This window comes from Plantactinospora sp. BB1 (assembly GCF_003030385.1).
Classification (GTDB): domain Bacteria; phylum Actinomycetota; class Actinomycetes; order Mycobacteriales; family Micromonosporaceae; genus Plantactinospora.
Genome location: NZ_CP028159.1, coordinates 1,763,600 through 1,786,364, shown reverse-complemented (window position 1 = coordinate 1,786,364; position 22,765 = coordinate 1,763,600). Strand labels below are relative to the sequence as shown.

At 72.8% G+C, this 22,765-nt stretch carries 25 protein-coding genes; 10 read left to right on the top strand and 15 right to left on the bottom strand.

Annotated features, from left to right (window positions below; translation table 11 throughout):
* Positions 1-65 precede the first annotated feature (65 nt).
* Positions 66-1,106: a DUF5937 family protein gene (locus C6W10_RS07575; protein ID WP_107263742.1), complete on the top strand. Its 1,041-nt coding sequence runs from the start codon at positions 66-68 to the stop codon at positions 1,104-1,106.
* Here the strand turns inward: C6W10_RS07575 and C6W10_RS07570 are convergent.
* Positions 1,010-1,552 (bottom strand): Lrp/AsnC family transcriptional regulator, encoded by a 543-nt coding sequence (locus tag C6W10_RS07570; RefSeq protein ID WP_107257439.1) that lies wholly within the window; start codon positions 1,550-1,552, stop codon positions 1,010-1,012. The two genes, C6W10_RS07575 and C6W10_RS07570, sit on opposite strands and share 97 nt — an antisense overlap.
* 137 nt (positions 1,553-1,689) lie before the next feature.
* On the opposite strand from C6W10_RS07570, the gene hppD reads away from it, so the two are divergent.
* The 6 genes from hppD to C6W10_RS07540 all read left to right on the top strand — a co-directional run bounded on the left by hppD (position 1,690) and on the right by C6W10_RS07540 (position 7,670).
* Positions 1,690-2,910 carry a 4-hydroxyphenylpyruvate dioxygenase gene (hppD, locus tag C6W10_RS07565; protein ID WP_107257438.1) on the top strand — a complete coding sequence of 407 codons (1,221 nt, stop codon included), beginning with the start codon at positions 1,690-1,692 and terminating at the stop codon, positions 2,908-2,910.
* Between the two features lie 11 nt (positions 2,911-2,921).
* Positions 2,922-3,665: an RDD family protein gene (locus C6W10_RS07560; RefSeq protein WP_234361655.1), complete on the top strand. Its 744-nt coding sequence runs from the start codon at positions 2,922-2,924 to the stop codon at positions 3,663-3,665.
* A gap of 28 nt (positions 3,666-3,693) precedes the next feature.
* A complete protein-coding gene (locus C6W10_RS07555; RefSeq protein WP_107257436.1) occupies positions 3,694-4,776 on the top strand; it encodes an RDD family protein in 1,083 nt (360 codons plus the stop codon).
* The gene (gene hisC, locus C6W10_RS07550; protein WP_107257435.1) at positions 4,773-5,924 is read left to right on the top strand and encodes a histidinol-phosphate transaminase; all 1,152 of its coding nucleotides are present in this window, start codon (positions 4,773-4,775) and stop codon (positions 5,922-5,924) included. The genes C6W10_RS07555 and hisC overlap by 4 nt, the downstream gene beginning before the upstream one ends.
* Before the next feature lie 131 nt (positions 5,925-6,055).
* Positions 6,056-6,610: a hypothetical protein gene (locus tag C6W10_RS07545; protein ID WP_234361654.1), complete on the top strand. Its 555-nt coding sequence runs from the start codon at positions 6,056-6,058 to the stop codon at positions 6,608-6,610.
* Positions 6,611-6,641: 31 nt separating this feature from the next.
* Entirely contained in the window at positions 6,642-7,670 is a 1,029-nt protein-coding gene (locus C6W10_RS07540; protein WP_199853888.1) for a hypothetical protein, read from the top strand.
* An 85-nt stretch (positions 7,671-7,755) separates the two neighbouring features.
* Here the strand turns inward: C6W10_RS07540 and C6W10_RS07535 are convergent, their stop codons facing one another.
* The 5 genes from C6W10_RS07535 to C6W10_RS07515 form a co-directional block, all read right to left on the bottom strand.
* Positions 7,756-9,051, bottom strand: coding sequence for a PQQ-binding-like beta-propeller repeat protein (locus C6W10_RS07535; RefSeq protein WP_107257433.1), 1,296 nt, complete (start codon positions 9,049-9,051; stop codon positions 7,756-7,758).
* Positions 9,052-9,170: 119 nt separating this feature from the next.
* On the bottom strand, positions 9,171-9,755 hold the full coding sequence (locus C6W10_RS07530) for an SRPBCC domain-containing protein (protein WP_107257432.1): 585 nt from the start codon (positions 9,753-9,755) through the stop codon (positions 9,171-9,173).
* Positions 9,756-9,946: 191 nt separating this feature from the next.
* Complete coding sequence (locus C6W10_RS07525; RefSeq protein WP_107257431.1) at positions 9,947-10,144, bottom strand: DUF397 domain-containing protein; 198 nt, start codon at positions 10,142-10,144, stop codon at positions 9,947-9,949.
* Between the two features lie 191 nt (positions 10,145-10,335).
* The gene (gene fahA / locus C6W10_RS07520; protein ID WP_107257430.1) at positions 10,336-11,541 is read right to left on the bottom strand and encodes a fumarylacetoacetase; all 1,206 of its coding nucleotides are present in this window, start codon (positions 11,539-11,541) and stop codon (positions 10,336-10,338) included.
* A 16-nt stretch (positions 11,542-11,557) separates the two neighbouring features.
* The gene (locus C6W10_RS07515) at positions 11,558-12,415 is read right to left on the bottom strand and encodes a hypothetical protein (protein WP_107257429.1); all 858 of its coding nucleotides are present in this window, start codon (positions 12,413-12,415) and stop codon (positions 11,558-11,560) included.
* Positions 12,416-12,509: 94 nt separating this feature from the next.
* On the opposite strand from C6W10_RS07515, the gene C6W10_RS07510 reads away from it, so the two are divergent.
* Complete coding sequence (locus C6W10_RS07510) at positions 12,510-13,685, top strand: homogentisate 1,2-dioxygenase (protein WP_107257428.1); 1,176 nt, start codon at positions 12,510-12,512, stop codon at positions 13,683-13,685.
* 23 nt (positions 13,686-13,708) lie between these two features.
* Here the strand turns inward: C6W10_RS07510 and C6W10_RS07505 are convergent, their stop codons facing one another.
* From C6W10_RS07505 to C6W10_RS07490, 4 genes are all read right to left on the bottom strand, one after another.
* A complete protein-coding gene (locus C6W10_RS07505; protein ID WP_159104500.1) occupies positions 13,709-14,755 on the bottom strand; it encodes a hypothetical protein in 1,047 nt (348 codons plus the stop codon).
* 149 nt (positions 14,756-14,904) lie between these two features.
* Positions 14,905-15,942, bottom strand: coding sequence for a tetratricopeptide repeat protein (locus C6W10_RS07500; RefSeq protein WP_107257426.1), 1,038 nt, complete (start codon positions 15,940-15,942; stop codon positions 14,905-14,907).
* A 370-nt stretch (positions 15,943-16,312) separates the two neighbouring features.
* Positions 16,313-16,501, bottom strand: coding sequence for a DUF397 domain-containing protein (locus C6W10_RS07495; RefSeq protein ID WP_107257425.1), 189 nt, complete (start codon positions 16,499-16,501; stop codon positions 16,313-16,315).
* Positions 16,494-17,270 carry a helix-turn-helix transcriptional regulator gene (locus C6W10_RS07490; RefSeq protein ID WP_159104499.1) on the bottom strand — a complete coding sequence of 259 codons (777 nt, stop codon included), beginning with the start codon at positions 17,268-17,270 and terminating at the stop codon, positions 16,494-16,496. Before C6W10_RS07490 ends, C6W10_RS07495 begins: the two co-directional genes overlap by 8 nt.
* A 135-nt stretch (positions 17,271-17,405) precedes the next feature.
* Here C6W10_RS07490 and C6W10_RS37170 point away from each other — a divergent pair, with 135 nt between their 5' ends.
* Positions 17,406-17,717: a hypothetical protein gene (locus C6W10_RS37170; protein WP_159104498.1), complete on the top strand. Its 312-nt coding sequence runs from the start codon at positions 17,406-17,408 to the stop codon at positions 17,715-17,717.
* A gap of 371 nt (positions 17,718-18,088) precedes the next feature.
* On the opposite strand, the gene ispF is transcribed toward C6W10_RS37170, so the two are convergent.
* From ispF to C6W10_RS07465, 3 genes are all read right to left on the bottom strand, one after another.
* On the bottom strand, positions 18,089-18,571 hold the full coding sequence (gene ispF, locus C6W10_RS07475; RefSeq protein ID WP_107257422.1) for a 2-C-methyl-D-erythritol 2,4-cyclodiphosphate synthase: 483 nt from the start codon (positions 18,569-18,571) through the stop codon (positions 18,089-18,091).
* An 18-nt stretch (positions 18,572-18,589) separates the two neighbouring features.
* Entirely contained in the window at positions 18,590-19,300 is a 711-nt protein-coding gene (ispD, locus tag C6W10_RS07470) for a 2-C-methyl-D-erythritol 4-phosphate cytidylyltransferase (protein WP_107257421.1), read from the bottom strand.
* 63 nt (positions 19,301-19,363) lie between these two features.
* The gene (locus tag C6W10_RS07465) at positions 19,364-19,849 is read right to left on the bottom strand and encodes a CarD family transcriptional regulator (RefSeq protein WP_007073334.1); all 486 of its coding nucleotides are present in this window, start codon (positions 19,847-19,849) and stop codon (positions 19,364-19,366) included.
* 330 nt (positions 19,850-20,179) lie between these two features.
* On the opposite strand from C6W10_RS07465, the gene C6W10_RS07460 reads away from it, so the two are divergent.
* On the top strand, positions 20,180-20,944 hold the full coding sequence (locus C6W10_RS07460; RefSeq protein WP_107257420.1) for a hypothetical protein: 765 nt from the start codon (positions 20,180-20,182) through the stop codon (positions 20,942-20,944).
* A 37-nt stretch (positions 20,945-20,981) separates the two neighbouring features.
* Here the strand turns inward: C6W10_RS07460 and C6W10_RS07455 are convergent, their stop codons facing one another.
* Together C6W10_RS07455 and C6W10_RS07450 are read right to left on the bottom strand one after the other, a co-directional pair.
* Entirely contained in the window at positions 20,982-21,473 is a 492-nt protein-coding gene (locus C6W10_RS07455; protein WP_159104497.1) for a hypothetical protein, read from the bottom strand.
* 35 nt (positions 21,474-21,508) lie between these two features.
* The gene (locus tag C6W10_RS07450; protein WP_107257418.1) at positions 21,509-22,642 is read right to left on the bottom strand and encodes a type III polyketide synthase; all 1,134 of its coding nucleotides are present in this window, start codon (positions 22,640-22,642) and stop codon (positions 21,509-21,511) included.
* Between the last annotated feature and the right edge of the window lie 123 nt (positions 22,643-22,765).

Genomic DNA, 22,765 nt, shown 5'->3' with positions numbered 1-22,765 from the left:
GCGGCGGGCGGACCGGCGGGCGGACAGCGGACAGCGGGCAGCGGCGGAAGGAGTCCTCACTGACCATCCGGATCGAGGTGACCTCGGCGGACGTGGCGGCCAGCCGGTTCGCCATCTCGCCGCTCGGCGAGGCGATGTCGGCGTTGCGGCTCTGCGCCGGCCAGCATCGGTCGGCCGCGCTGGACCCCTGGCTGGCCCGGGTCCGGGACCGCTACCTGCGGTTGCGGCGGGACTCGCCGGCGGTCGGTGCGCTGCTGGCGCTGCTGCGCCGGGGCGGCTACAACGCGGACTTCGTGCAGCCGCCGCCGTCGGGAGTCAGGCTGAGCTTCGCCGACGAGCTGGCCGTCATCCGGGCCACCCCGCTGGAGCAGGCCCGCGAGGAGTTGGCCCGCAACCTGGCCGGGCACCGGACCCCGCCGGAGTACGCGCGGCGGATCTTCGAGGCGCCGGACGTGGTGGACCGGATCGCCGACGCGATCGAGGCGGCCTGGACCGCACTGGTGGCGCCGGACTGGACCCGGCTGCGGGCGGTGCTGGAACGGGACCTGTTGCACCGGGCCGGTCAGCTCGGCACGTACGGCTGGGCCGCCGCGCTCGCCGACCTCGACCCCCGGCTGCGCTGGATCTCGGACGGGGCGAACGGGGTGATCGAGGTCGACTGCTCCGGCCAGGGCAGCCGGGAGTTGGCCGGCCGGGGGCTGCTCTTCGTACCCACCGCCTTCGGTCCACTGATCAGCTACACCGAGCCGCCCTGGCCGTACGCGATCGTCTATCCCGCCCGGGGCGTCGCCGACCTGCTCGGTCCGCCCCCACCCGGCCGTACCCCGGACGCGGTGGACCGGCTGGTCGGCGCCTCCCGGGCGGCGGTGCTGCGGGCCCTGGCCGTCCCCGCCACGACCAGTCAGCTCGTCGCCCAGCTCGGCAGCGGGCTGGGCAGCGTCGGCGGGCACCTGGCGGTGCTCCGGGACGCCGGACTGGTCACCCGGACCCGGCTCGGCCGGTCAGTGCGTTACGAGCGGACCGCGCTCGGCGACGCGCTCGCCGCCGAGGCGCCGCCCTCCGGGCCGGAGTCCACGGCCGAGCGGAGCAGCGGCAACACCCGGTAGGGGATCTTCTCCGCCAGCGCGATGATGCTGGAGGCCCGGGCGATCTGCTCGTGCGAGACGATCTGGTCCAGTACCCGTTGCAGGTCGGTGTTGGACCGGGCGACGATCCGGCAGAGCACGTCGCCGGAGCCGGTGATGGTGTGCGCCTCCAGTACCTCGGGGATGCCGCGCAGGTGTGCGGTCACCGGGTCGTGGCCGGGCCGCTGGTTGATCTCCAGCGTGACGAAGGAGGTCACCGCGAAGCCGAGCGCCGCCGGGTCGAGCTGCGGCCCGAGACCTGCGATCACGCCCCGGGCCAGCAGCTTGTCCAGCCGGGCCTGCACGGTGCCCCGGGCCACCTGGAGCCGGCGGGAGCACTCCAGGACGCCGATCCGGGGTTCGGCGGCGAGCAGGTCGATCAGTCTGACGTCGAGCGGGTCGAGCTGGACAGCTTGCACAGTAGTCACGGCTGTCGACCATACTAAATGCACAACCTGCCCAGCATTTTGCGGATCGGTTGCCCAGCCGGCGCCGGAGCGGGATGCTCCGGGAAAGACGGGCCGGACGCACCGGCCGGTCGCGGCACCCGCAGGGAGGCAGGACGATGACCAGCGCTCTCCACCAGCCGTCCACCGCCGGATCGGCTCTGGACCCCGACGTCGACGTCGACCGGCTCGTCGGGGCCGTCGCGCACGACGACGCCACCGACCCCTTCCCGGTGCAGGGCATCGACCACATCCGGTTCATGGTCGGCAACGCGAAGCAGACCGCGCACTACTACTCGACGGCGTTCGGGATGACCCGGGTGGCGTACCGGGGGCCGGAGCAGGGCTACCGGGAGCACGCCGAGTACGTGCTGACCAGCGGATCGGCCCGGTTCGTCTTCACCGGCGCGGTCCGCCCGGACGCCCCGGACGCCGACCACGTGGCCCGGCACGGCGACGGCGTACTCGACATCGCGCTGGCGGTGCCGGACGTGGACGCGGCGTACGCGCACGCCATGGCGCAGGGCGCCACCGGCCTGGCCGCCCCGTACGACGTGACCGACGAACACGGGACGGTCCGGGTCGCCACCATCGCCACGTACGGCGACACCCGGCACTCGCTGGTCGACCGGTCCCGCTACCGCGGCCCGTTCCTGCCCGGCTTCGTCGCGCAGGGCCCGATCGTGGACCGGCAGCCGATGATCAACGCCGGTGTGCAGCCGAAGCGGTTCTTCCAGGCCGTCGACCACGTCGTCGGCAACGTGGAACTGGGCCGGATGGACGAGTGGGTGGACTTCTACCGCCGGGTCATGGGCTTCACCAACATGGCCGAGTTCATCGGCGACGACATCGCCACCGACTACTCGGCGCTGATGTCGAAGGTGGTGGCGAACGGCACCCGCAAGGTCAAGTTCCCGCTGAACGAGCCGGCGGTGGCCCGCCGCAAGTCGCAGATCGACGAGTACCTGGAGTTCTACGGCGGGCCGGGCGCCCAGCACATCGCGCTGGCCACCAACGACATCCTGGCCAGCGTCGACGCGATGCGGGCGGCCGGCGTCGAGTTCCTGGACACCCCGGACTCGTACTACGACGACCCGGAGCTGCGGGCCCGGATCGGCCAGGTGCGCGCCCCGATCGAGGAGCTGAAGGCCCGGAAGATCCTGGTCGACCGGGACGAGGACGGCTACCTGTTGCAGATCTTCACCAAGCCGGTGCAGGACCGGCCGACGGTCTTCTTCGAGCTGATCGAGCGACACGGATCCCTCGGTTTCGGCAAGGGCAACTTCAAGGCGCTCTTCGAGGCCATCGAGCGGGAACAAGAGGCGCGCGGAAACCTGTAACACTGTCCGGCGTGACTTCGCAGCCTCCGTCCATGCCACCGCCGCCCGGCGGTTTCGCGCCGCACCCCCGGCAGCCCGGTCCCGGGCCGCAGCCGGGCAGTCCGGGGCCGCCCCCGCAGGGGTACGCTCCGCCGCCCGGCTACGGCCCGCCCGGGTACCCGCCGGCCGGCCCGCCCGGGTACCCGCCGGGCCGGCCCGGTTACGCCCCGATGCCGGGTTACCCGGTGGCACCGCCGCCGGTCAGCCCCTCCGGCCAGCCGCTCGCCTCGTTCGGCGACCGGCTGCTGGCGTACCTGATAGACGGGGCGATCCTCGGCGGGACGGTGATGGTGATCGCGATCCCGGTCTTCTTCGTCTTCTTCGCCACGGTGGGCGCGGATCTCTTCACCGTCCCCGACCCGGAGACCGGCACGATCGAGATGAACCCGTTCGACTTCCTGCTGCCGCTGCTGGCGGTGGAGGCCGGCCTGCTGGTGGTCGCGCTCGCCCTCCAGTACGTCTACCACGTGGAGATGCCGAAACGGACCGGGCAGACCATCGGCAAGCGGGTGATGAAACTGAAGATCATCCCGTTGGATCCGGCCGGCTCGATCGGCCGGACGCCGCTGGCCCGGCGCTTCCTGGTGCAGGCGGGCGGCGGGCTGGTTCCCGGGCTGACCTACGTCGACGGGCTCTGGCAGCTCTGGGACAAGCCGTACCAGCAGTGCCTCCACGACAAGTTCGCCCGGACCGTGGTGGTTAAGGTTCCAGCGTGAACGTCAGGACTCAACCAAGGTCGTCCCGGTGACGGTGCAGCCGGGCTGGTACGCCGATCCCGCCGAGCCGACCACCCAGCGGTACTGGGACGGCGAGGGCTGGGTGGGCGCACCGCTGCCCGTCGACGCCACTCCGCCGCCCGGCCCGCCGCCGGCCGAGGAGCCCGAGCCGGCCCCCGCACCGTCCAGCGGAGCCGGCGCACCGGGTTCGCCCGCCGCGCCCGGCTCACCGGCGGCGCCGCCCCCGGCCGGGGCGCCCGGCGGACCGGCCGCGCCGTGGGGCGGACCGCCCTGGGCCGGGCCACCGGTCAGCGCTCCGCCGCAGGGTGGGACGCCGCCGGTCAGCGGCGCACCGCCGAGCGGGCCGCCGGCCTCCGGGCCACCGGCCGCGCCGGGCTGGCCCGGTGCGGGTCCGGCGGGCCAGCCGTACGGGCCGCCGGCCGGGATGCCGCCGTACGGGCAGCCGCCGCCAGGCTGGCCGCATCCGTACTGGGCCGCGCCACCGCCCCGGCCGCACGGGCTGGAGCTGGCCCCGCTCGGTGCCCGGGTGCTCGCCCGGCTGATCGACATCAGCCTGGTGCTGCTGCTCAACGTGGTGGTCAACGGCTGGTTCGTCTGGCGTTTCGTGCAGGAGGTCGAGCCGGTCACCCGGGAGATCTGGCGGCGTGCCCTGGCCGGCGAGTCGACCACCGAGGGGCTGCCCCAGGTGAGCCCGCAGGCCGACGGCCTCCAGGTGGTCATCCTGCTGATCGCGGTCGCGCTCTGGTTCGCCTACGAGGTGCCGTCGGTGGCCAACACCGGGCAGACCTTCGGCAAGCGGGTGATGGGGATCAAGGTCGTACCGCTGGCCGAGACCGAGCAGTTGGGCTTCGGCCGCTCCTTCCGGCGGTGGAACATGCTCGGCCTGCCGGTCTTCCTCTGGAGCTGCTGCGGCATCGGCTTCCTGATCCAGCTCGTCGACTGCGCGCTCGCGTTCTTCGACCGGCCGCTGCGGCAGGCCCTGCACGACAAGCGGGGGCAGACCGTGGTGGTCAAGTCGACCTCCTCGGCCCCTCCCCCGGCCGAGCCCACCGGCAGCCCGCCTGATCGCATCGGAGGTCCCGAGTCATGACCGGTCCGACCAGTTCCACCCCCGGCCCCGACCGGCGGCCCGGGGCTCCCCGGCTGACCCGCGCCGATCTCGACGCGCTGCCGAACTACGTGCCCGGGCGCAGCCCGGCCGACCTGGCCCGGGAGCTGGGGCTGCCGGAAGCGATCAAGCTGGCCAGCAACGAGGTGCCGTACGGGCCGCTGCCCGGGGTGGTCGAGGCGGTCGCCGAGGCGGTGGCCGGCGCGCACCGGTACCCGGACATGGGCGTACTGGCGCTGCGCGCCGCGCTCGCCGAACGGCACGGCGTGGACCCGGACCGGATCGCCACCGGCTGCGGGTCGGTGGCGCTGGCCGAGCACCTGGTCCGGGCGACCTGCCTGCCCGGGGACGAGGTGGTCTACTCGTGGCGCTCCTTCGAGGCGTACCCGATCATCGTGGCGACCAGCGGCGCGACCAGCGTGCGGGTGCCCAACGACGCCGGCCACGGGCACGACCTGGCGGCGATGGCGGCGGCGGTGACCGACCGGACCCGGCTGATCCTGGTCTGCAACCCGAACAACCCGACCGGGACGAGTCTGCGCCGCGCGGAGCTGGACCGGTTCCTCGCCGCCGTGCCGGACGACGTGCTGGTGGTGCTCGACGAGGCGTACCGGGAGTTCGTCACCGACGCCGAGGTACCGGACGGCCTGGCGGTGTACGGCGACAGGCCGAACGTGGTGGTGCTGCGCACCTTCTCCAAGGCGTGGGGGCTGGCCGGGCTGCGGATCGGCTTCCTGGTCGGGCATCCGGAGGTGGCGGCGGCGGTTCGCAAGGTGGTCACCCCGTTCTCCACCAGCCTGGCCGCCCAGGCGGGGGCGCTCGCCGCGCTCGCCCAGGCCGACGAGGTGCGGCGGCGCTGCGCGCTGGTGGTGGCCGAGCGGGACCGGGTCACCGAGGCGCTGCGCAAGCGGCTGTCGGGCGGGCCGGTCGGCACGACGGTGCCGGAGAGCCAGTCGAACTTCGTCTGGTTGCCGCTCGGGGACCGGTCGGTGCCGTTCGCGCAGGCGTGTGAGGCGCGCGGGATCATCGTCCGCCCCTTCGCCGGCGAGGGCGTACGGGTCACCATCGGCACCCCGGCGGAGAACGACGCCTTCCTGGCGGTTGCCGACCAGCTCGCCAACCAGCGATAACGCGAAACCGATGGTAATTAAGGGCGTTTAACGCACAAATAGGACGATACGCTCTATCTTCTCGAATGGGTAGCGGAGCTGCTCCGGCTCCCGAGATCACCGGACCATTCGAGAAACGTGAGGTACCGCCCGTGCGACTTGCCAGAATGCTCGTGATCGGGGTGGCCGCCACGGCGGCGGTGGGACTCGCCGCCGCACCCGCCGTGGCGGCGCCGACCGACACCACCACCGTCACCTTCGACGTCACCGCCGGCACCCTCGACATCGACGCGCCCGCCTCGGCCGACCTCGGCGCCGGCGCACCGGGCACCACCATCGCCGGTTCCCTCGGCGCGGTCACCGTCACCGACGCCCGCGCCTCGGGCGACGCCTCCTGGGAGGCGAGCGTGACGTCGACCGTCTTCACCACCGGCACCGGTACGCCGAGCCAGACCATCCTCGCCACCGAGGTCGAGTACTGGTCCGGGCCGGCGACCGCCACCACCGGCAACGGCACCTTCACCCCCGGCCAGGCCACCAGCGACGACGCCGAACCGCTGGACAACGTCACCCCGGTGGTCGCGTTCAGCCACGTCGGCGGCACCGGGAACAACTCCGCCACCTGGAACCCGGGGATCATCATCAACGTGCCGCTGGACGCCGAGGCCGGGACCTACACCGGGACGGTGACGCATTCGGTGGCGTAGCCCCCGCAGCACGGCGGTACCGGCCGGACCGGTGCCGCGCCCGGCGGGCTGGGTACCGCTGCTCCTCGCCTGCCTCGCCGGACTGGGCCTGTCACCCGCCCAGGCCGGCGCGGCGGCACGGGACCCCGACGTGGAGCGCATCGGCATCCAACTGCTGGAGGCGCCGGTGGACCGGCGCGGCGACCCACGGGCGCTGCGCTACATCGTGGACCACCTGCCGCCGGGCACCCTGATCCGGCGGCACCTGCTGGTGGTGAACAAGACCGCCCGGACCCAGCGGATCGACCTCTACGCCGCGGCGGCCACCCTGGACGAGGGCCGGTTCCGGTTCGGCGAGGGCCGGACCCAGAACGAGCTGAGCTCCTGGATCTCCCTGGACCGGGACCGGCTGGACCTCCCGCCCGGCGGGCAGGCCCGGGTCCGGGCCACCCTCGACGTGCCACCGCCGGCCTCGAAGGGCGAGCGGTACGCCGTCATCTGGGCCTCGACGAAGTCCCCGCCGAAGAAGTCGGCCAACGTCACCCAGGTGCACCGGGTCGGCGTACGGGTCTATCTCGACATCGGGATCGGCGGCGAGCCACCCTCCAGCTTCACCATCGGGGAGGTGGTGCCGGCCCGGGACGCCCAGGGCGTACCGTCGGTCGGCATCGAGGTGCGCAACACCGGCGGGCGGGCGCTGGACCTCGGCGGAACGGTCTCTCTCTCCGAGGGTCCCGCCGGGACGCGGGCCGGCCCGTTCGACGTGATCGAGGGTACGACGCTCGGACCCGGGGCGTCGGGCACGGTCGGCGTACGGTTTCCCCGGGAACTGGCGAACGGCCCCTGGAAGGTCGACATAGCGCTACAGAGCGGCACCGTGCGACAGACCGGTACCGGGAGGATCACCTTCCCCGATCCGGGTGGGGTGGGCGAGCCGAGCCCCCTCTTCGGGCCGCTGCGCACCCCGTGGGGCATCCTCGGAAGTTCGCTGCTGGCCGGCCTGCTCGTGGCCGGCGGACTCCTGGTCGTCACCCGCCGGGCACACCGCCGTCGCAGGGTCGACGCAGATACCGCGCCGTAGCCGGAGCAGCGCAGACCGAGCCGTAGCCGGAGCAGCGCGGACCGGATCGTCGCCGGGGGAGGCACGTCCGCCGGAGTGGGCCGGGTCAGGTGCCGGCCAGGATGACCGGCTGGGCGGCCAGGTAGTAGCGGTCGTCCCCGGCGGTCGGGTCGACCGGCTCGGCCAGCCGCTCCACCGCGACGAAGCCGCTGGCGGCGTAGGCGAACCCGGGCGACCAGGTGGTCGAGTCCCGCCCGTACGTGAACGGGAAGCGGGACCTCTCCGCCCCGGTCGCGGCGTCGAGGGTGACCAGGTCCCCTTCGGCGGTACGCAGGTGCACCCGACCCGGTTGGGCGGCGACCAGCCGCGCCTGACCCGCCTCGGACCAGCGCCAGAGTTCGGCATTGTTGCGCGCCGAGCGGGCCACCAGCCCGGTTCCGGCCGGCGCCACCGCGACCTCGTCGACCAGTACGGCATCGGGCGAGTCCAGGGCCGGTGCGGGTACCGGGCGGGCCCCCTCGACCAGCCAGCCCCGGGTCACCCCGGCGCTGACCGTCCGCAGCGCCCGGCAGCCGGACCGCCCGGCCGCACAGCCGACCGGGCTGACCTGCACCGGCCCTCCGGAGTCGTCGGGACGCCAACGACCGGCGAGGCTGCCCGTGGCCACGTCGTGGAACTCGACCTCCCGGGAACCGGCACAGGTGTCGAGGACGGCGAAGAACCCGTCGGTGGTGGTCAGCCCCTGCCCCGCGCCGGCGGCGGCCTCGTCGTCCGGACCCCCGTCCGAGCAGGCGGGATCGGCGGCGAGGCGCCACAGTTCCCGGCCGGAGTCGAGGTCGATCCCGCGCCGGTCGGCGGTCCCGCCGACCACCAGTACGGGCCGGCCGGTCGAGGTGCGGGCGGTGTGCAGGCCGGTCGGGGCGTAGACGGTGGCGGCTCCGGTGCGTCGGCCGAGGTAGCCGTGCCCGGGGCTGGGTCCGGTGGCCCGCCAGCGCACGGTGCCGGTACGCGCGTCCAGTGCCACCAGCTCGCCGTCCGACCAGCGGGTCACCACCGTACGGCCGTCGGCCACCAGCCCCGCCACCTGCGCCGGCCAGCGCCGGTACGACCAGTAGGGCGTACGCCGGGTGGGTGCGTCGACCGGCCGGTCGGCCCGGATCTGCCGGGTGGTGGCGTAGACCCGGATCCGGTCGTCGACGATCAGCGGTGCCGCGTTCAGGGTGCCGACCACGCCGGGCCGGACGGTCACCGGGGCCGGATAGTCGGCCCGGGCCGGGGTGACCACCTCGGCCGGCGCCAGCACCCGGTGCACGATCACGGCGGATCCGACCACGACCAGCACCGCCACCGCGATGGCGACCGCCGGCCGCCACCAGTTCCGCGCGCCGTTCGGCGTTGCCATGCCCGGACACCTCCGCCCGAACCCTATCGACCGCCGGGCGTCCGCCGCCTGGCAGGTGCACGATCCGGTGACCGGCCGGGACGATCAGAGAGGTGACGGGCGCGGGGGCGGCGCGGGGATCAGGCGGCGACGGCGGGGCCGCGACGGTCCGGCCCGGTGGCGGTGGCGAGGTCGGCCAGGTCCCGGCGCAGCGCGCCCTCGCCCGCCCGGGCGGCGAGCCCGCCGAAGATCACCGCCAACAGCCGGCCGTACCGGGCGGTCGGCACACCCTGGTGGCTGACCGTGACCACCGTCCGGTGCCGGCCCGGCCGCCGGCCCGGCACCGGAGCGAAGGTGTACGTCGTCAGGTAGTCCACCCCGTTGCCGGTCGAGCTGACCACGAGTCGCCGGGGCGGTGTCGCCTCCTGGACGGCGAACTCCTCGGCCATCACGGTGCCGTCCGGGCCGGTCCGGCTCTCCCGCCAGACAGTCCCGACCCCGAACCCGCTGTAGGTCGACCGCCCGGTCTCGGTCGACAGCCCGGTCTCGGTCGGCAGCCCGGTCTCGGTCGGCAGCCCGGTCTCGGTCGGCGGCCCGGCCGGGTGCAGCACCTCGACCTGGTCGACCTGGCAGAGCCATCGGGGGCGGGCGGGCAGGTCGGTGAAGACCCGCCACAGCTCGTCGGCGGGCGCCTCGATCAGTCGGCTGAACGCCACCGTCGACATGGGCACCTCCCCGACCACCACGGTACGGGGCGGAAGGGGCAGACCACAGTGCGGACCGCCGCAGAGTGATCAGAACGTGACAGCGCGGCGCGGATGGACCCGGGCCGGCGGGCCTCGCCGCGCCTGGTGTCGAGGTGGGGGTCCCCCGTGACCGCGCGGTCCCGGCAGTGCTCGGAACCGCGCGGTGTGGATCAGCTCCCGAACGCGCCCGTCCTGGTCGCGGTCACGAACGCCGCCCAACTGGCCGGCTCGAACGACAGCACCGGGTCCGGGTCCTTCGAGTCGCGCACGCCGACCACCCCGGGCAGGTTGTCGGCCACTTCGATGCAGAGTCCCTGGTCGTTGGAACGGCTGCTCTTGCGCCAGCGAGCAACTTCCGCGTTGAACATTTTTGTACCCTTTCAAGGTGAATCACCATTGATGACGGGTTTGTCCCCATCCGGGTAACTCAACGCGCGATGAGCAATCCTGTTACTCGTCCCGGCCGGTCAATCGCACAGTTCGTCCGACCGGCTGGGAGAGAGCCGGCTGAACGCCGACTGGAGACCGGCTGTGCGTACGCTGGACGGATCGGAAGGTGTCAGGCCGAGCGGGCCGGGACGATCGTCCCGACGACCTCGCCGAGGCCGACCGTGGTGCCGTCCGGCCCGGGCGCGGTGGCGCCGATGCCGACCGTGTCGCCGTCGGACAGGAAGGTCCGGGTCGAGCCGTCGGAGAGCTTCACCGGCTCCCGGCCGCCCCAGGTCAGTTCGAGGAACGAGCCGACCTGCTCGCGGAGCGGCCCGGAGACCGTGCCCGAGGCGTAGAGGTCGCCGGTACGCAGCGCCGCCCCGTTCACCGTCAGGTGCGCGAGCTGCTGGGCCGGCGTCCAGTACATCCCGGCGAAGGGCGGCTCGCTGACCCGGGTGCCGTTCCAGTCCACCGTCAGCCGCAGGTCCAGCCCCAGGTGCGGTACGTCCCGCAGGTAGTCGAGCACCGCCGGCTCCTGCTCCGGGGCCGGCACCCAGGCGTCGGCCAGCGCCTCCAGCGGCACCACCCAGGGCGAGATCGAGGTGCAGAACGACTTGCCGAGGAAGGGCCCGAGCGGCTGGTATTCCCACGCCTGGATGTCCCGGGCCGACCAGTCGTTGAGCAGCACCACCCCGAAGACGTGCGCGGCGAAGTCGTCCACCCCGACCCGCTCGCCGAGCGGTGACGGTACGCCGACCACGAAACCGACCTCGGCCTCGATGTCCAGCCGGGTCGACGGCCCGTACACCGGACCGTCGGGGGTGTTGCGCTGGCCCGTCGGGCGGACCACCGGGGTACCAGAGACCACCACCGTGCCGGCCCGGCCGTGGTAGCCGACCGGCAGGTGCCGCCAGTTCGGCAGCAGCGGCTGCCCGTCCGGCCGGAAGATCCTCCCGACGTTGCTGGCATGGTGCTCGGAGGAGTAGAAGTCGACGTAGTCGGCGACCTCGAAGGGCATCACCAGCTCGACCCGGTCCAGCGGGACCAGCAGCGGGGTCACCGCCGCCCGGTGCTCCTCCTCGGTCAGCAGTTCCACGATCCGGGTCCGGACGGTGCTCCACTGCGCCCGGCCGAGCGTCAGGAACGGGTTCAGGGTCGGCTGCCGCAGCGCGCCGCCGGCCAGGACCAGCCCGGCCGCCTCCGCGCCGTCGAGGTCCAGGACCAGGTCCCCGATCCGTACGCCGATCCGGGGCGCCCGCCCCGCCGTCCGGAAGACCCCGTACGGCAGGTTGTGCACCCCGTACGCCGATCCGGCCGCCTCCGCCACCCAGGTCACGCGTCTCCTCCAACTGTCACGACTCGAAGCCTCCGTTCACCAGTCCCAGCCGGACCAGGTCGATCAGCGGTTCCATCACGCTGCACGAGCCGAAGCCGATCCAGAGTGGACGGTGTTCCTCGCGTCGGGACCGGGCCGCCTCGACCAGCGGCAGCGGGTCGGTCGCGGCCAGCGTCTCGGCCACCGCGGCCACCTCGGCGCCGGAACAGGCGACGGCGGTGGCGGCGAGGATGTTGACGAAGCCGTGGTGGGTGAAGCCGGTCTCCGGGTCGATGTGCCGGATCGCGTGGTGCAGTCCGGCGGTAAGCTTGAACGGCAGTTCCCGGTCCCGGCAGGCGCCGATCACGGCGGCCAGTTCGACCGGGGTGGGGAAGAGTTCGGCGGCCAGCCCGCCGGTGCGGAACTTGGCCGCGATCCGCCTGCCGGCGGCCCGCTCGTCGGCCAGCCGGTCGAGCGCGCCGAGCAGCCCCCAGGTGAGCGGGACCTCGGCGTAGACGTCGGCGTCGTCCAGTTGGGCGGGGAGGCCGGCGAGCGCGGCGAGGCCGGGCAGCGGGTCCTCGCCCCGCTTGGCCACCGCCATCTCGACCTGCCGGATCCGGATCCGCGGGTCGGTGCGGTCGCGCAGCGGGTACAGCTCTTCGACGGGTACGTCGCCGATCACCCCGACGTCGATCCGCTCGTCGTCGGCGAGCAGGGCCGGCAGGGTGGGCAGCGCGGAGGCGGGCAGCAGCAGGGGGCCGACCAGCGGGGCGTACCAGGCATTGCGGTGCCGGCGGTGCGCGGCGACCGCGTCGGGCAGGCTCGCGCTGCCGGGCGGGAAGACGGCGGCGTCGTCGACCAGCCCGGCGAAGAGCCGGGGCACCTGCGTTGACACGAACAGAGAACTTACGGGACGCTACGACTAGCGGACAACACCGTCCGATTATCGGACGTTCTCGGCCGGTGACTGGGACAAAAGGGAGGCGATCATGCCGTATTACCGCAGCGTCGGCGAGGTTCCCCGGAAGCGCCACACCCAGTTCCGGCAGCCCGACGGCAGCCTCTACGCCGAGGAGCTGATGGGGCAGGAGGGCTTCTCCTCCGACTCGTCGCTGCTCTACCACCGCTATCTGCCGACCGCGATCGTCGCCGCCGAGGAGTTCACCCCGCCGGCCTGGCAGCGGGTGCCGAACCTGCCGCTCAAGCCCCGCCACCTGCGTACCCACAAGCTCGACGGCGGTGCCGGCGCCGACGCGATCCTCGGCCGGCAGCACCTGCTGGCCAACGACGACGTCCGGATCTCGTACGTCGTCGCCGACCAGCCCTCCCCGCTCTACCGCAACGCGATCGGCGACGAGTGCCTCTACGTCGAGTCCGGCGCCGCCCGGATCGAGTCCAGCTTCGGGGTGCTCGGGGTGACCGCCGGGGACTACGTGATCATCCCGACCTCGGTGGTGTACCGGATCGTCCCGGTCGCCCCGCAGCCGCTGCGGATGCTGGCCATCGAGGCGTCCGGGCACATCGGCCCGCCCAAGCGCTACCTCTCGGTACGCGGCCAGTTCCTCGAACACTCCCCCTACTGCGAGCGGGACGTACGCGGCCCGGAGGCGCCGCTGCTGGTCGAGGAGACCGACGTCGAGGTCTACGTCCAGCACCGCCGGGGCTGGACCCGGCACGTCTACGCCAACCACCCCTTCGACGTGGTCGGCTGGGACGGCCACCTCTACCCGTGGGCGTTCTCCATCCACGACTTCGAGCCGATCACCGGCCGGATCCACCAGCCACCGCCGGTGCACCAGACCTTCCAGGGGCCGAACTTCGTGATCTGCTCCTTCGTACCCCGCAAGGTCGACTACCACCCGCTGGCCGTCCCGGTGCCGTACAACCACCACAACGTCGACTCCGACGAGATGCTCTTCTACACCGGCGGCAACTACGAGGCGCGGCGCGGATCCGGGATCGAGCAGGGCTCGATCTCGCTGCACCCGGGCGGCTTCACCCACGGCCCGCAGCCCGGCGCCCCCGAGCGGGCGATCGGGGCGGAGAGCTTCGACGAGCTGGCCGTCATGGTCGACACCTTCCGCCCGCTCGACCTCTGCGGCCCGGCACTCTCCTGCGAGGACACCGGGTACGCCTGGACCTGGTCCGGCCGGACCACCGGCTGAGCCCTACCGCGCCGGCAGCCTCGTCACCTGCGTGCCTCGACGAGGGACTTCAACCTTCGCTCGAAGGCCCGCTCGTCGATGCCCCGGGCCAGCTTCCGGTTGTAGTCCATCCGGAACGGACAGTTGTCCTCGCCGTTCTGCCGACCCGGGATGGTGAACTCGCTGACCACCCTGCCGCTGCGGGCCTCCCGCACCGTGACCTGGTAGACGCTCTCGAACAGGTCGAAGGTGAACGGCAGACCGCCGGTCGGTGCCGCCGGTTCACTCGTGTAGCTGCAGGTGACGTCCTTACCCGAGTCCCGGGTCGCCGCCACCCGTACGCAGACGAGGAGCTGTACCTCGTCGAGGTTCCGCTGTGAGGTGCCCGGCGCGTACCGGGGCTCCCAGGCGTTGGGCAGCAGGATCTCGGCGTACTCCATCTCCCGCTCGTCGGCGTATCTGACCAGCGCCATCAGGTGCGGACCCCGGCCGGCGAACGGCCGGGAGGTGAGGTTGTAGACGTAGAGCTTCGGTGACGTGCACGGCTGGTCGGAATCCTCGCTGCGGGTCTGTGTCTGACCGGACGGCGCCGGCAGGGGCGGGAGCTGCCCGGAGGGCGGCGGACCGCCGGACCGGTTCGGTGGCCAGGTGCACGGCCCGGTCAGCTCGACGGTGAACGTCCCGCTGTCCCGAGCCTTCTCCATGAGCAACTCGGTGCCGTCGTCGTGCTCGCCGGTGATCTCCTGGACGTCGGCGGGCGTGTCGACCCGCCACCCCTTGGTACGTTCACCGAAACCCTCGCGGATCATCCACGTGTCCACGTCGTCGAGGTACTTCCCCGCCTTCTCGCCCGCGGTGACCGTCAGCTCGGCTCGCGGCCGGACGCCCCAGCTCGGGCCGCCTCCGGGCAGGTCGGCACAGCCCACGCTCTGCGAGTGGTTCGGCGCGGTGGCCCGCGCCTCGGCCTCCAACGCCCCGGTCACCGCCCGGGACAGGTGCTCGGTGAGCCGCTGCGCGAACTCCTGGGTGGTCACCTTGGGTGCCGGCGGCTCCGGGGCGCTCTCGTCGGTGCAGCCCGTGAGCGCCAACACCCCGCAGAGGGTCACACCGAGTCGCCGAGTCCACCGTCGAGCCATCGCACCCCCGAACGTGCCGTCGGCACGGCAGGCCGTGCAGAAGCGGGTTGTTCTGTCCCGACTCTACCTGTTCATCCCGGCCGTTCGATGCACGCCCGCTGCCGTCAGTCGCGGTCGGGTGACCAGCCGAAGAGGACTGCCAGCTCGGTCGCGGCGGTGGCGAGGATCGCCAGCACCAGCGGCCACGGCGTGCCGAGGACGGCGTAGAGCAGGATCAGGCAGGGGCCGGCGACCACGGCGTAGACGGCGAGCGCCAGCATCCGGTCGGCGCGGATCAGGTCGGGCAGCCGCCCCCGGCCCAGGTTCGGCACCCGCCGGGCGAACCGCCAGACCAGGATGCCGCCGGTCACCGCCGCCAGCCCGGCCCAGAGCCGGGACGAGACCGGGTTCGCCGCCGCCAGGCAGGCCACCAGTACCGACACCACGATGGTGTAGCCGGCGCCGTACATCAGGAGCTGGCGCAGCCCGCCGCCGATCGCCCGGGCGCCGTCCCGGCTGGTCGGGTCGAGCGCCGCCGCATCGGCGAGATGTTCCAGCGCCTCCGAGTAGCGCCGCTGCTCCAGCCGAATCACCCCGATGTTGTGCTGGGCCGCCGCCAGCTCCGGGTCCAGCCGCAGCGCCTCCCGGTAGGCCCGCTCGGCCAGCTCGAACATCTCCATCCTGGCCGCCACCAGGCCCAGCACCAGATGCGCCTGCGGCTCCTCCGGCGCCAGCTCGACACCCCGCCACGCGGCGTTGAGCGCCTGCTGTCCGTTACGCGACTCACCCAGGATCGCCGCCGCGCTGCGCTGGGCGTACGCGTCGTCCGGCCCGAGTGCGAGGATCTCGTCGGCCGTCGCCGCCGCCTCCTTGAACCGGCGTAGGTCGGCCAGGGCGTGTCCCCGGATCACCAGCGGATGGATCAGCTCCGGCGCGACGGCCACCGCCGAGTCCGCCGCGCTCAGCGCCTCTTCCGGCTTCTCCCCGGCGAGCCGGACCATCGCGAGCATGACCAGCGCACGCACATTGGACGGGTCGAGCGCGATCGCGAACCCGACTTCGGCGGCAGCTTCGTCGTACCGGCCGAGTTCGGCGAGCAGTTCGGCGCGCTGGACGTACCCTTCGGCGGAGGAGGACTGGTCGGAATCGGCGTCGCTGGACACGGGCCGAGCCTAACCGGCGCTGTCCCGCCGGCTCCGCACGCCCGACCCGCCGAACACCCACTCTCCGGGCAGTTGCCGGACCGCACCGGCCAGTTGCCCGACGACCCGCCGAATGCCCACTCCCCATGCCGCCCGATGCGCGGTACCGTAGACGGGACCAAGCCTGGCGCTCCCCCCGTGGCGTCAGGCTTGGTCCCTTACTGCCCCCGGTCACCTGGTGGACGACTTCCCACTGCTGAGCCCGACCCGCCTCCCCCCGTGATCGCGGCCCCGACGCAATCCCGTCAAGGGGACTGTCGTCCCGGCCCGGACACGGCGATGCCCCCGCGCCCGTGCTGCCACACGGTCGCGGGGGCGCTCGGCTGCTGGACTAGCGGTCTGCGGCGAGGTCCCGGACGAAGCCGCGCCAGGCCGCCGGCCCGAACGTCAACACCGGCCCCGACCGATCCTTACTGTCCCGGACCAGCACGTGGTGCGGGAGGTTGTCCGCGATCTCCACGCAGTTGCCCTGGTTGCCGCTGCTACGACTGCTCTTGCGCCAGCTCGGCTGCTCAGTCATGCTCCTCAACCGCCTTCACGATCAGGTCCCGCGACTGGTCGACCGGGAGGGCGAGACCACTGACGATGTCCCAGGCCAACTCTAGACCGTGCAGGTCATCGACATCGGTCACCACCCGGCCGCGCAGTTGGTCGTCGAGATAGCCCGCCCGCACCCCACCGGGGAGCGTCGCCAGCACGAAGGCGCCGGACAGCCCGCCGTGCAGGCCGGCACTACGGGGCACTACCCGGATCTGCACCCGGGGGCGGTGCCCGACGTCGACCAGGTGGTCGAGTTGCTCCTTCAGCACGTCGGGCGGACCACAGTGCAGGGCGGCCTCGCCCAGCACAGCGGTCAGCATCGGCGGGTCGACCCGATCGACCGTTGCCGCCTGCCGATCCTTGCGAACCTGGGTGGTCCGTTCGACCGCCTCGTCCGGCAACCGGGTGCCGCGCAGCACGGCGCGCGAATACGCCTCGGTCTGGAGGAGCCCGGGAATCAGGTTCGGCTCGAACGTACGCAGCAGGACCGCGCGCTTCTCGTTGTCGGTCCACGGGCGCAGCCAGGGAGCCTGGGCGTCTTCCCGGGCCGTCTCGGCGGTGCGCCGGATCTCGTCGCCGGTTCCGAAGAACGCGTCGAGCCGTTCGGCCGTGTCGGGCTGTGGCACCAGTCGACCGCATTCGAACGCGGCAATCAATGATCCACTGACGTTGATCGCGGCACCAGCCTGATCCTGGGTCAACCTTTTCGCCGCGCGCTGCTTTCTCAGGATCTCTCGAAGATCGCTCACCCAATGCTCCCGTATGTGGATGGGTATCCGTTATCCGCCTCCAGTGCCCTGGCTCCATCTTCTGTGGATCGCGGGAAACAGTCCAGGGTGGAACCACCTCGCGTCAGCCCGGGAAACAACGAGAAAGGGTGATCAATGTCCAGGCGACACCGCAAACCCATCCGGCATTACCGCGCCTGGTATTTCCTCTGGATCTTCTGCTCCTGCGGCCGCCGCTGGCGCTGCCCGCGCACCATCGCGGCGCCCCACCGCCCCGGGCCGCCACCGACGGGCAGACCGGCGCTGGTCCGGGTACCCCCGGATCCGCCGCCGCCCCCGGCCCGGAACCGGCACCCCAACGCCCGCCCGGCGTGGGCCGCGCCCACCCGCCCGCACCTGGCCAACAGCCGGGCCGGCGGGCAGACGCCGGACCGGGCCGGCCGGGCCCGACAGGCCGAGCTCCAGTGACCGCGCGTCCGTGATGTACGGCCCGCACGCCCGGTTCCGACCGCACACGCCGGCCCGCCCCTCGTTCCGATGCCGGACCTGTGGCGCACCGTGGCCCTGCCAGCCGGCCCGCCTCAACCTGCTACACGCCTATCGGGACAACCGGATCGGCTTACTGATCTACCTCGCGGGCCAACTCCAACATGCCTTACAGGACCTACCCACCGTTGATCCCCGCGAACTGGCCGCCCGAATCGTCTACTGGCTTCCCCGCCAACGGCACGCGAGCCCGCCGCACCAAGATTCTTGTTGAATCATGGTCAGCCACGAACCTCAATTCACCAAGATTCGGAGAATCGCCCCCGCCGTTCATTCCGGTTGGCCTGCCGAGGCTAACTCTGGGATGACCGGTGGACCAGGGCGACGGCGATACCGGCCAGCCCCTCGCCCCGGCCGGTGAGCCCGAGCCCGTCGGTGGTGGTACCGGAGACGGTGACCAGGGCACCGACCGCCGCCGTCAACGTTTGCTGCGCCTCGGCACGGCGGGGACCGATCTTCGGGCGTACCCCGATGACCTGGATCGAGACGTTGCCGATCTCGAAGCCGGCGGCCCGGACCCGGCGGGCGGTCTCGGCCAGCAGCGTCACCCCGGCGGCACCGGCCCACTCCGGCTCGGCCACCCCGAAGTTGCTGCCCAGGTCGCCGAGGCCGGCGGCGGAGAGCAGCGCGTCGCAGGCGGCGTGCGCGGCGACGTCACCGTCGGAGTGCCCGGCCAGCCCGTCCACGCCGGGCCAGTGCAGGCCGGCCACCCAGCAGGCCCGGCCCGCCTCGAACCCGTGCACGTCGGTGCCGACACCGACCAGCGGAAGGATCACGTGCGAAAGCGTAGGCGATCAGTGGTGACCGGCGAGCGGTACGGCGCCGAGCAGGTGCTCGGCCAGGGCCAGGTCGAACGGGCGGGTGATCTTCAGCGCGTATTCGGAGCCGGGGACGCAGGTGACGGGTACGCCCTGCTTCTCGACCAGGCCCGCGTCGTCGGTGAGCGGATCGACGGCGGCGGCGTGCGCGGCGGCGAGCACCGCCCGCCGGAAGCCCTGCGGCGTCTGCACGGCCCGCAGCGCGGACCGGTCCACGGTGCCGAGCACCAGACCGGCCGGCGAGACCTCCTTGACCGTGTCGACCACCGGAAGCACCGGGATCACCGCCTCCGCACCGGCACGGACCGCCTCGGCGACCGACTCGACCAGGGCGGTCGGGGTGAGCGCCCGGGCGGCGTCGTGCACCAGGACGATCTCCGGGCCGGCCTGCACCGCCGCCAGCGCGGCGGCGACCGACTCCTGCCGGGTGGCGCCGCCGGTCACCACGGTCAGCTCGGCCACCGGGGCGAGCAGGTCCCGGACCGCGTCCTCGTCGCCGGGTGGCGCCGCCACCACGACGGTGTGCACCGAGGGTGCGGCGGCGATCCGTCGCACGGCGTGCACCAGCAGGGGTTCGCCACCGATCCGGCGGAGCGCCTTGGGGCCGCCCGGCCCGAGCCGGACGCCGGCACCCGCAGCCGGAACGAGGACCGCGACGTCACCGCGCGGATTGAGCTGCGCGGTCACGTCGCGGTCCTCGGACTTTCTTCCGGTACGTCGCCGGCACCGGCGGAAGTGCCAGCCTGAGTGCTATGCCTCGGTGAGCACCTTGTCGAGAAGAGTTTCCGCTTCGTCCTTGGTGCTCTTTTCGGCGAGCGCCACCTCACCGACGAGGATGTCGCGGGCCTTGGCGAGCATTCGCTTCTCACCCGCCGACAGGCCCCGCTCCCGCTCCCGGCGCCAGAGGTCGCGGACAACCTCGGCCACCTTGAGGGGATTACCGGAGGCCAGCTTCTCCAGATTTGCCTTGTAACGCCGCGACCAGTTGGTCGGCTCCTCGGTGTGCGGGGCACGGAGGACGTCGAAGACCTTGCCCAGGCCCTCTTCGCCAACCACTTCGCGCACGCCCACGATCTCGGCATTCTCGGCGGGCACCCGGACCGTCAGATCACCCTGAGCGACCCTGAGGACGAGGTACTGCTTGGGCTCGCCCTTGATGACCCGAGTCTCGATCGCCTCGATGAGTGCGGCCCCGTGGTGGGGGTAAACAACGGTCTCGCCGACACTGAAAACCATAGGTTCGAAACCCCTTTCGCTGTGTCTAGGGTAACACGCTCAGGCACCGATGTCCCACCGCAGTCCTGACCGTTAGCGCAGCTCAGAGGCCCTGTGAGAGGTCTTTCTTCGGCTTGACAAGACAGCGATCCGTAGATTTAGGCACGCTGCGTGACACACGGATCACCGGCCGACAAGGCGGATCGGAAAAATCGGATGTAGGGCGTTGCGGTCCCTCCAGCATATCTCTCCGGCACACGGCACCGCCGCCCACTGGCGATACGCCCCCCGGTGGGGGAGGCTGGAGCGGAGCCCGATTCACACCTCAGGTGAGCAGCCAGGGGGTGCGCGATGAGCACGTCGGCGGACGGCGACGGCCGGCCGGACAACGGCCCGTTCGACGGCGTGCCCGACCTGCCCGCCGACTGGGGCCGGATCGTCATCCCCGACGACCCCGGCGAACTCGCCGCCGAAGCCGCCCAGATCCGCCGCGAACTGCGGCTACGCGCCCGCCGCGACGGCTGGCGCAGGCGCCTCGGCCTCTCCACCAGCACCGCCGGCCCCGCCCCGCTGCGACTCTGCCTGCTGATCCTCTCCGTCGCCCTGCTGGCGACCCTGACCAGCCTCTTCGCCATCACCTGGCCCAACCCGCAGCGGCCGGTCGCCACCGGCCGAAGCACCCCCGGCAGCCCGAGCGGCCCGACGAACCCGGCCGCACGCGCCCTGCCCGCGCTGGACCTGCTGGGCGAGGACGGCCGGGTCGTCCCGTTGCGCGGGCTGCTCCCCGCCGTGGTCATCCTGATCGACGGCTGTAGCTGTGAGGAGCACCTCGACGCCGCCGTCCGGGCCGCCCCACCCGGAGTCGCCGTGGTGGCGGTCAGCACCCGCCGGACCGTACCCGGCGCCCGGAGCATGCCACCGCCCGGCGGCAGACCGCCCCGCTACCTGACGGACCCCACCTCCGAGCTGCGGGCCGCGCTGCACCTGCCCCCGGCGAACGGCAGACCCTCCGCCGTACTCGCCAGCCGGTCCGGGCAGATCCTCCGCACCGTGCCGGAACTCGGCTCGCCGGGCGACTACCAGGCCGACCTGCCGCGCCTGCTGACCCCCGCCTGAGCCGGCCACCCGGTTCAGCCGGGAAGCAGCCTCCCGGTCAGGGCAGCGCCACCACCTGGAGGGCGACCTCCACATGCCGGTGGTTCAGCCGTCGCGCCCCGATCGACATCTCGTCCCCCGCCGCGACGAGCTGCACACTGCCGAACGGTCCCGGGCAACTCACCGACCTCGACCAGCTCTGCGTCACCCCCCGGAACACCCGGACGTGCAGCTCCCCCGGACTGAGGCAGACGTACTGGAGCAGATAGCGGCCACCCGGCCGGGTGTCGATCGACCAGGTGACGAACCGGCGCTGGTTCAGCGTCGCCGTCTCCCGCCAGACCGTGTCCCGGAAGCGCGGCAGGCTCTGCCCGGCCACGCTCCCGCTCCGCTCGCCGGCCAGGTCCGCCCCGCCGACCCCGGGCGCCACCTCCGCCCCGCCGACCCCCGTCTGGCCCGGCCGGGGCGGCTCCGGAGCCGACCGGACCGACCACCAGCCACCGACCCCGACCAGCAGCACCGCTGCCATCGTCAACGCCACCCTGCGCACCGGTCGCCTCCTCCCGCCGGTCCGGCGGAGATGTCCTAGGAGTCGCCACCCGGGCCGGTTTCGTGGACCGGCCGCGTGCCGTCCGCCCGTGCCGCTCCGGGCTGCCGGTCGAGCAGTGCCGCGTAGAGGGTCAGCCCGGGTCCGAACGCGAGCATCACCACGGTACGGGGTGCGGCGGCAGCTCGCCGAAGTCGTTCCAGGATGAGCAGAGACGTCGGCGACGAACAGTTGCCGTACTCGTCGAGTACCGCCCGGGACGCCGCCATCGCCTCCGGCGGCAGGCCGAGTTCCGTCTCCACCACGTTGAGGATCCGCGGGCCGCCCGGGTGCACCGCCCAGCCGTCCACCTCACCGATCCGCCGGCCGTGCCGGCCCAGCAGGTCGGTGACCAGGTCACGGACGTGTGCCGCCAGCACCTGCGGCACCTTCGGCGACAGTCCCATCCGGAAACCGGTGTCGGTCAGCTCCCAGGTCATGTGGTCGGCCGTCGAGGTGTCGGTGACGGCGGTGACCTCGCGGACGACGTACCCGGGACGGCTGCCCGGGGCGACCACGACCGCGACGGCGGCGTCGGAGAAGAGCGCGTGCGAGATGATCTGCTGGGTGTCCATCCGGGCCGTCGACGGCTGGATGTGCAGGCTGGTCAGCTCGGCGCAGAGCAGCAGCGCCGGGCGGCCCCGGGCGGTGACGAAATCGTTGGCGGCGGCCAGCCCGGGCAGCGCCGCGTAACAACCCATGTGGCCGACGAACATCCGCTGGGTGTCCGGGGCCATCCCCATGTCCCGGGCCAGCAGGATGTCCAGCCCCGGCGTCGCGTACCCGGTGCAGGAGCAGACGACGAAGAGGCCGATCTGGTCGGCCGAGAGGCCGGCGTCGGTCAGTGCCCGCCCGACCGCCTCCTTGCCCAGCGGCAGCGCCTCGATCTGGTACCGGCGCATCCGGCGCTCGGTAGGCCAGTCCGAGACGTCCTCCAGCAGCGGGTTCACCGCCGCCTGCCGGTGCCGTACCCCGGAGTTGGCGAAGATCCGCTCGGCGAGCGCCCGGGTGGCCCCGGAGAAGTGCCGCGCGAAGAAGCCCGTCCACAACTCCTGCTGGCTCGCCGTGGGCGGCAGCGCCACACCCACGCCGGCGATCACCCCGGAACCGTCCTGCCCGCTTCCGCTTCCCATGCCGTCCTCCGATCGCGACACCGCGCACCCCTGCGCGCTCCACGCGCCCACCGAGCCCAACCGCCGAGCGTGACCTCGGGACTCGCGCCGCGCCGACGCGCCTGATCGCGACCCGGCCCGACC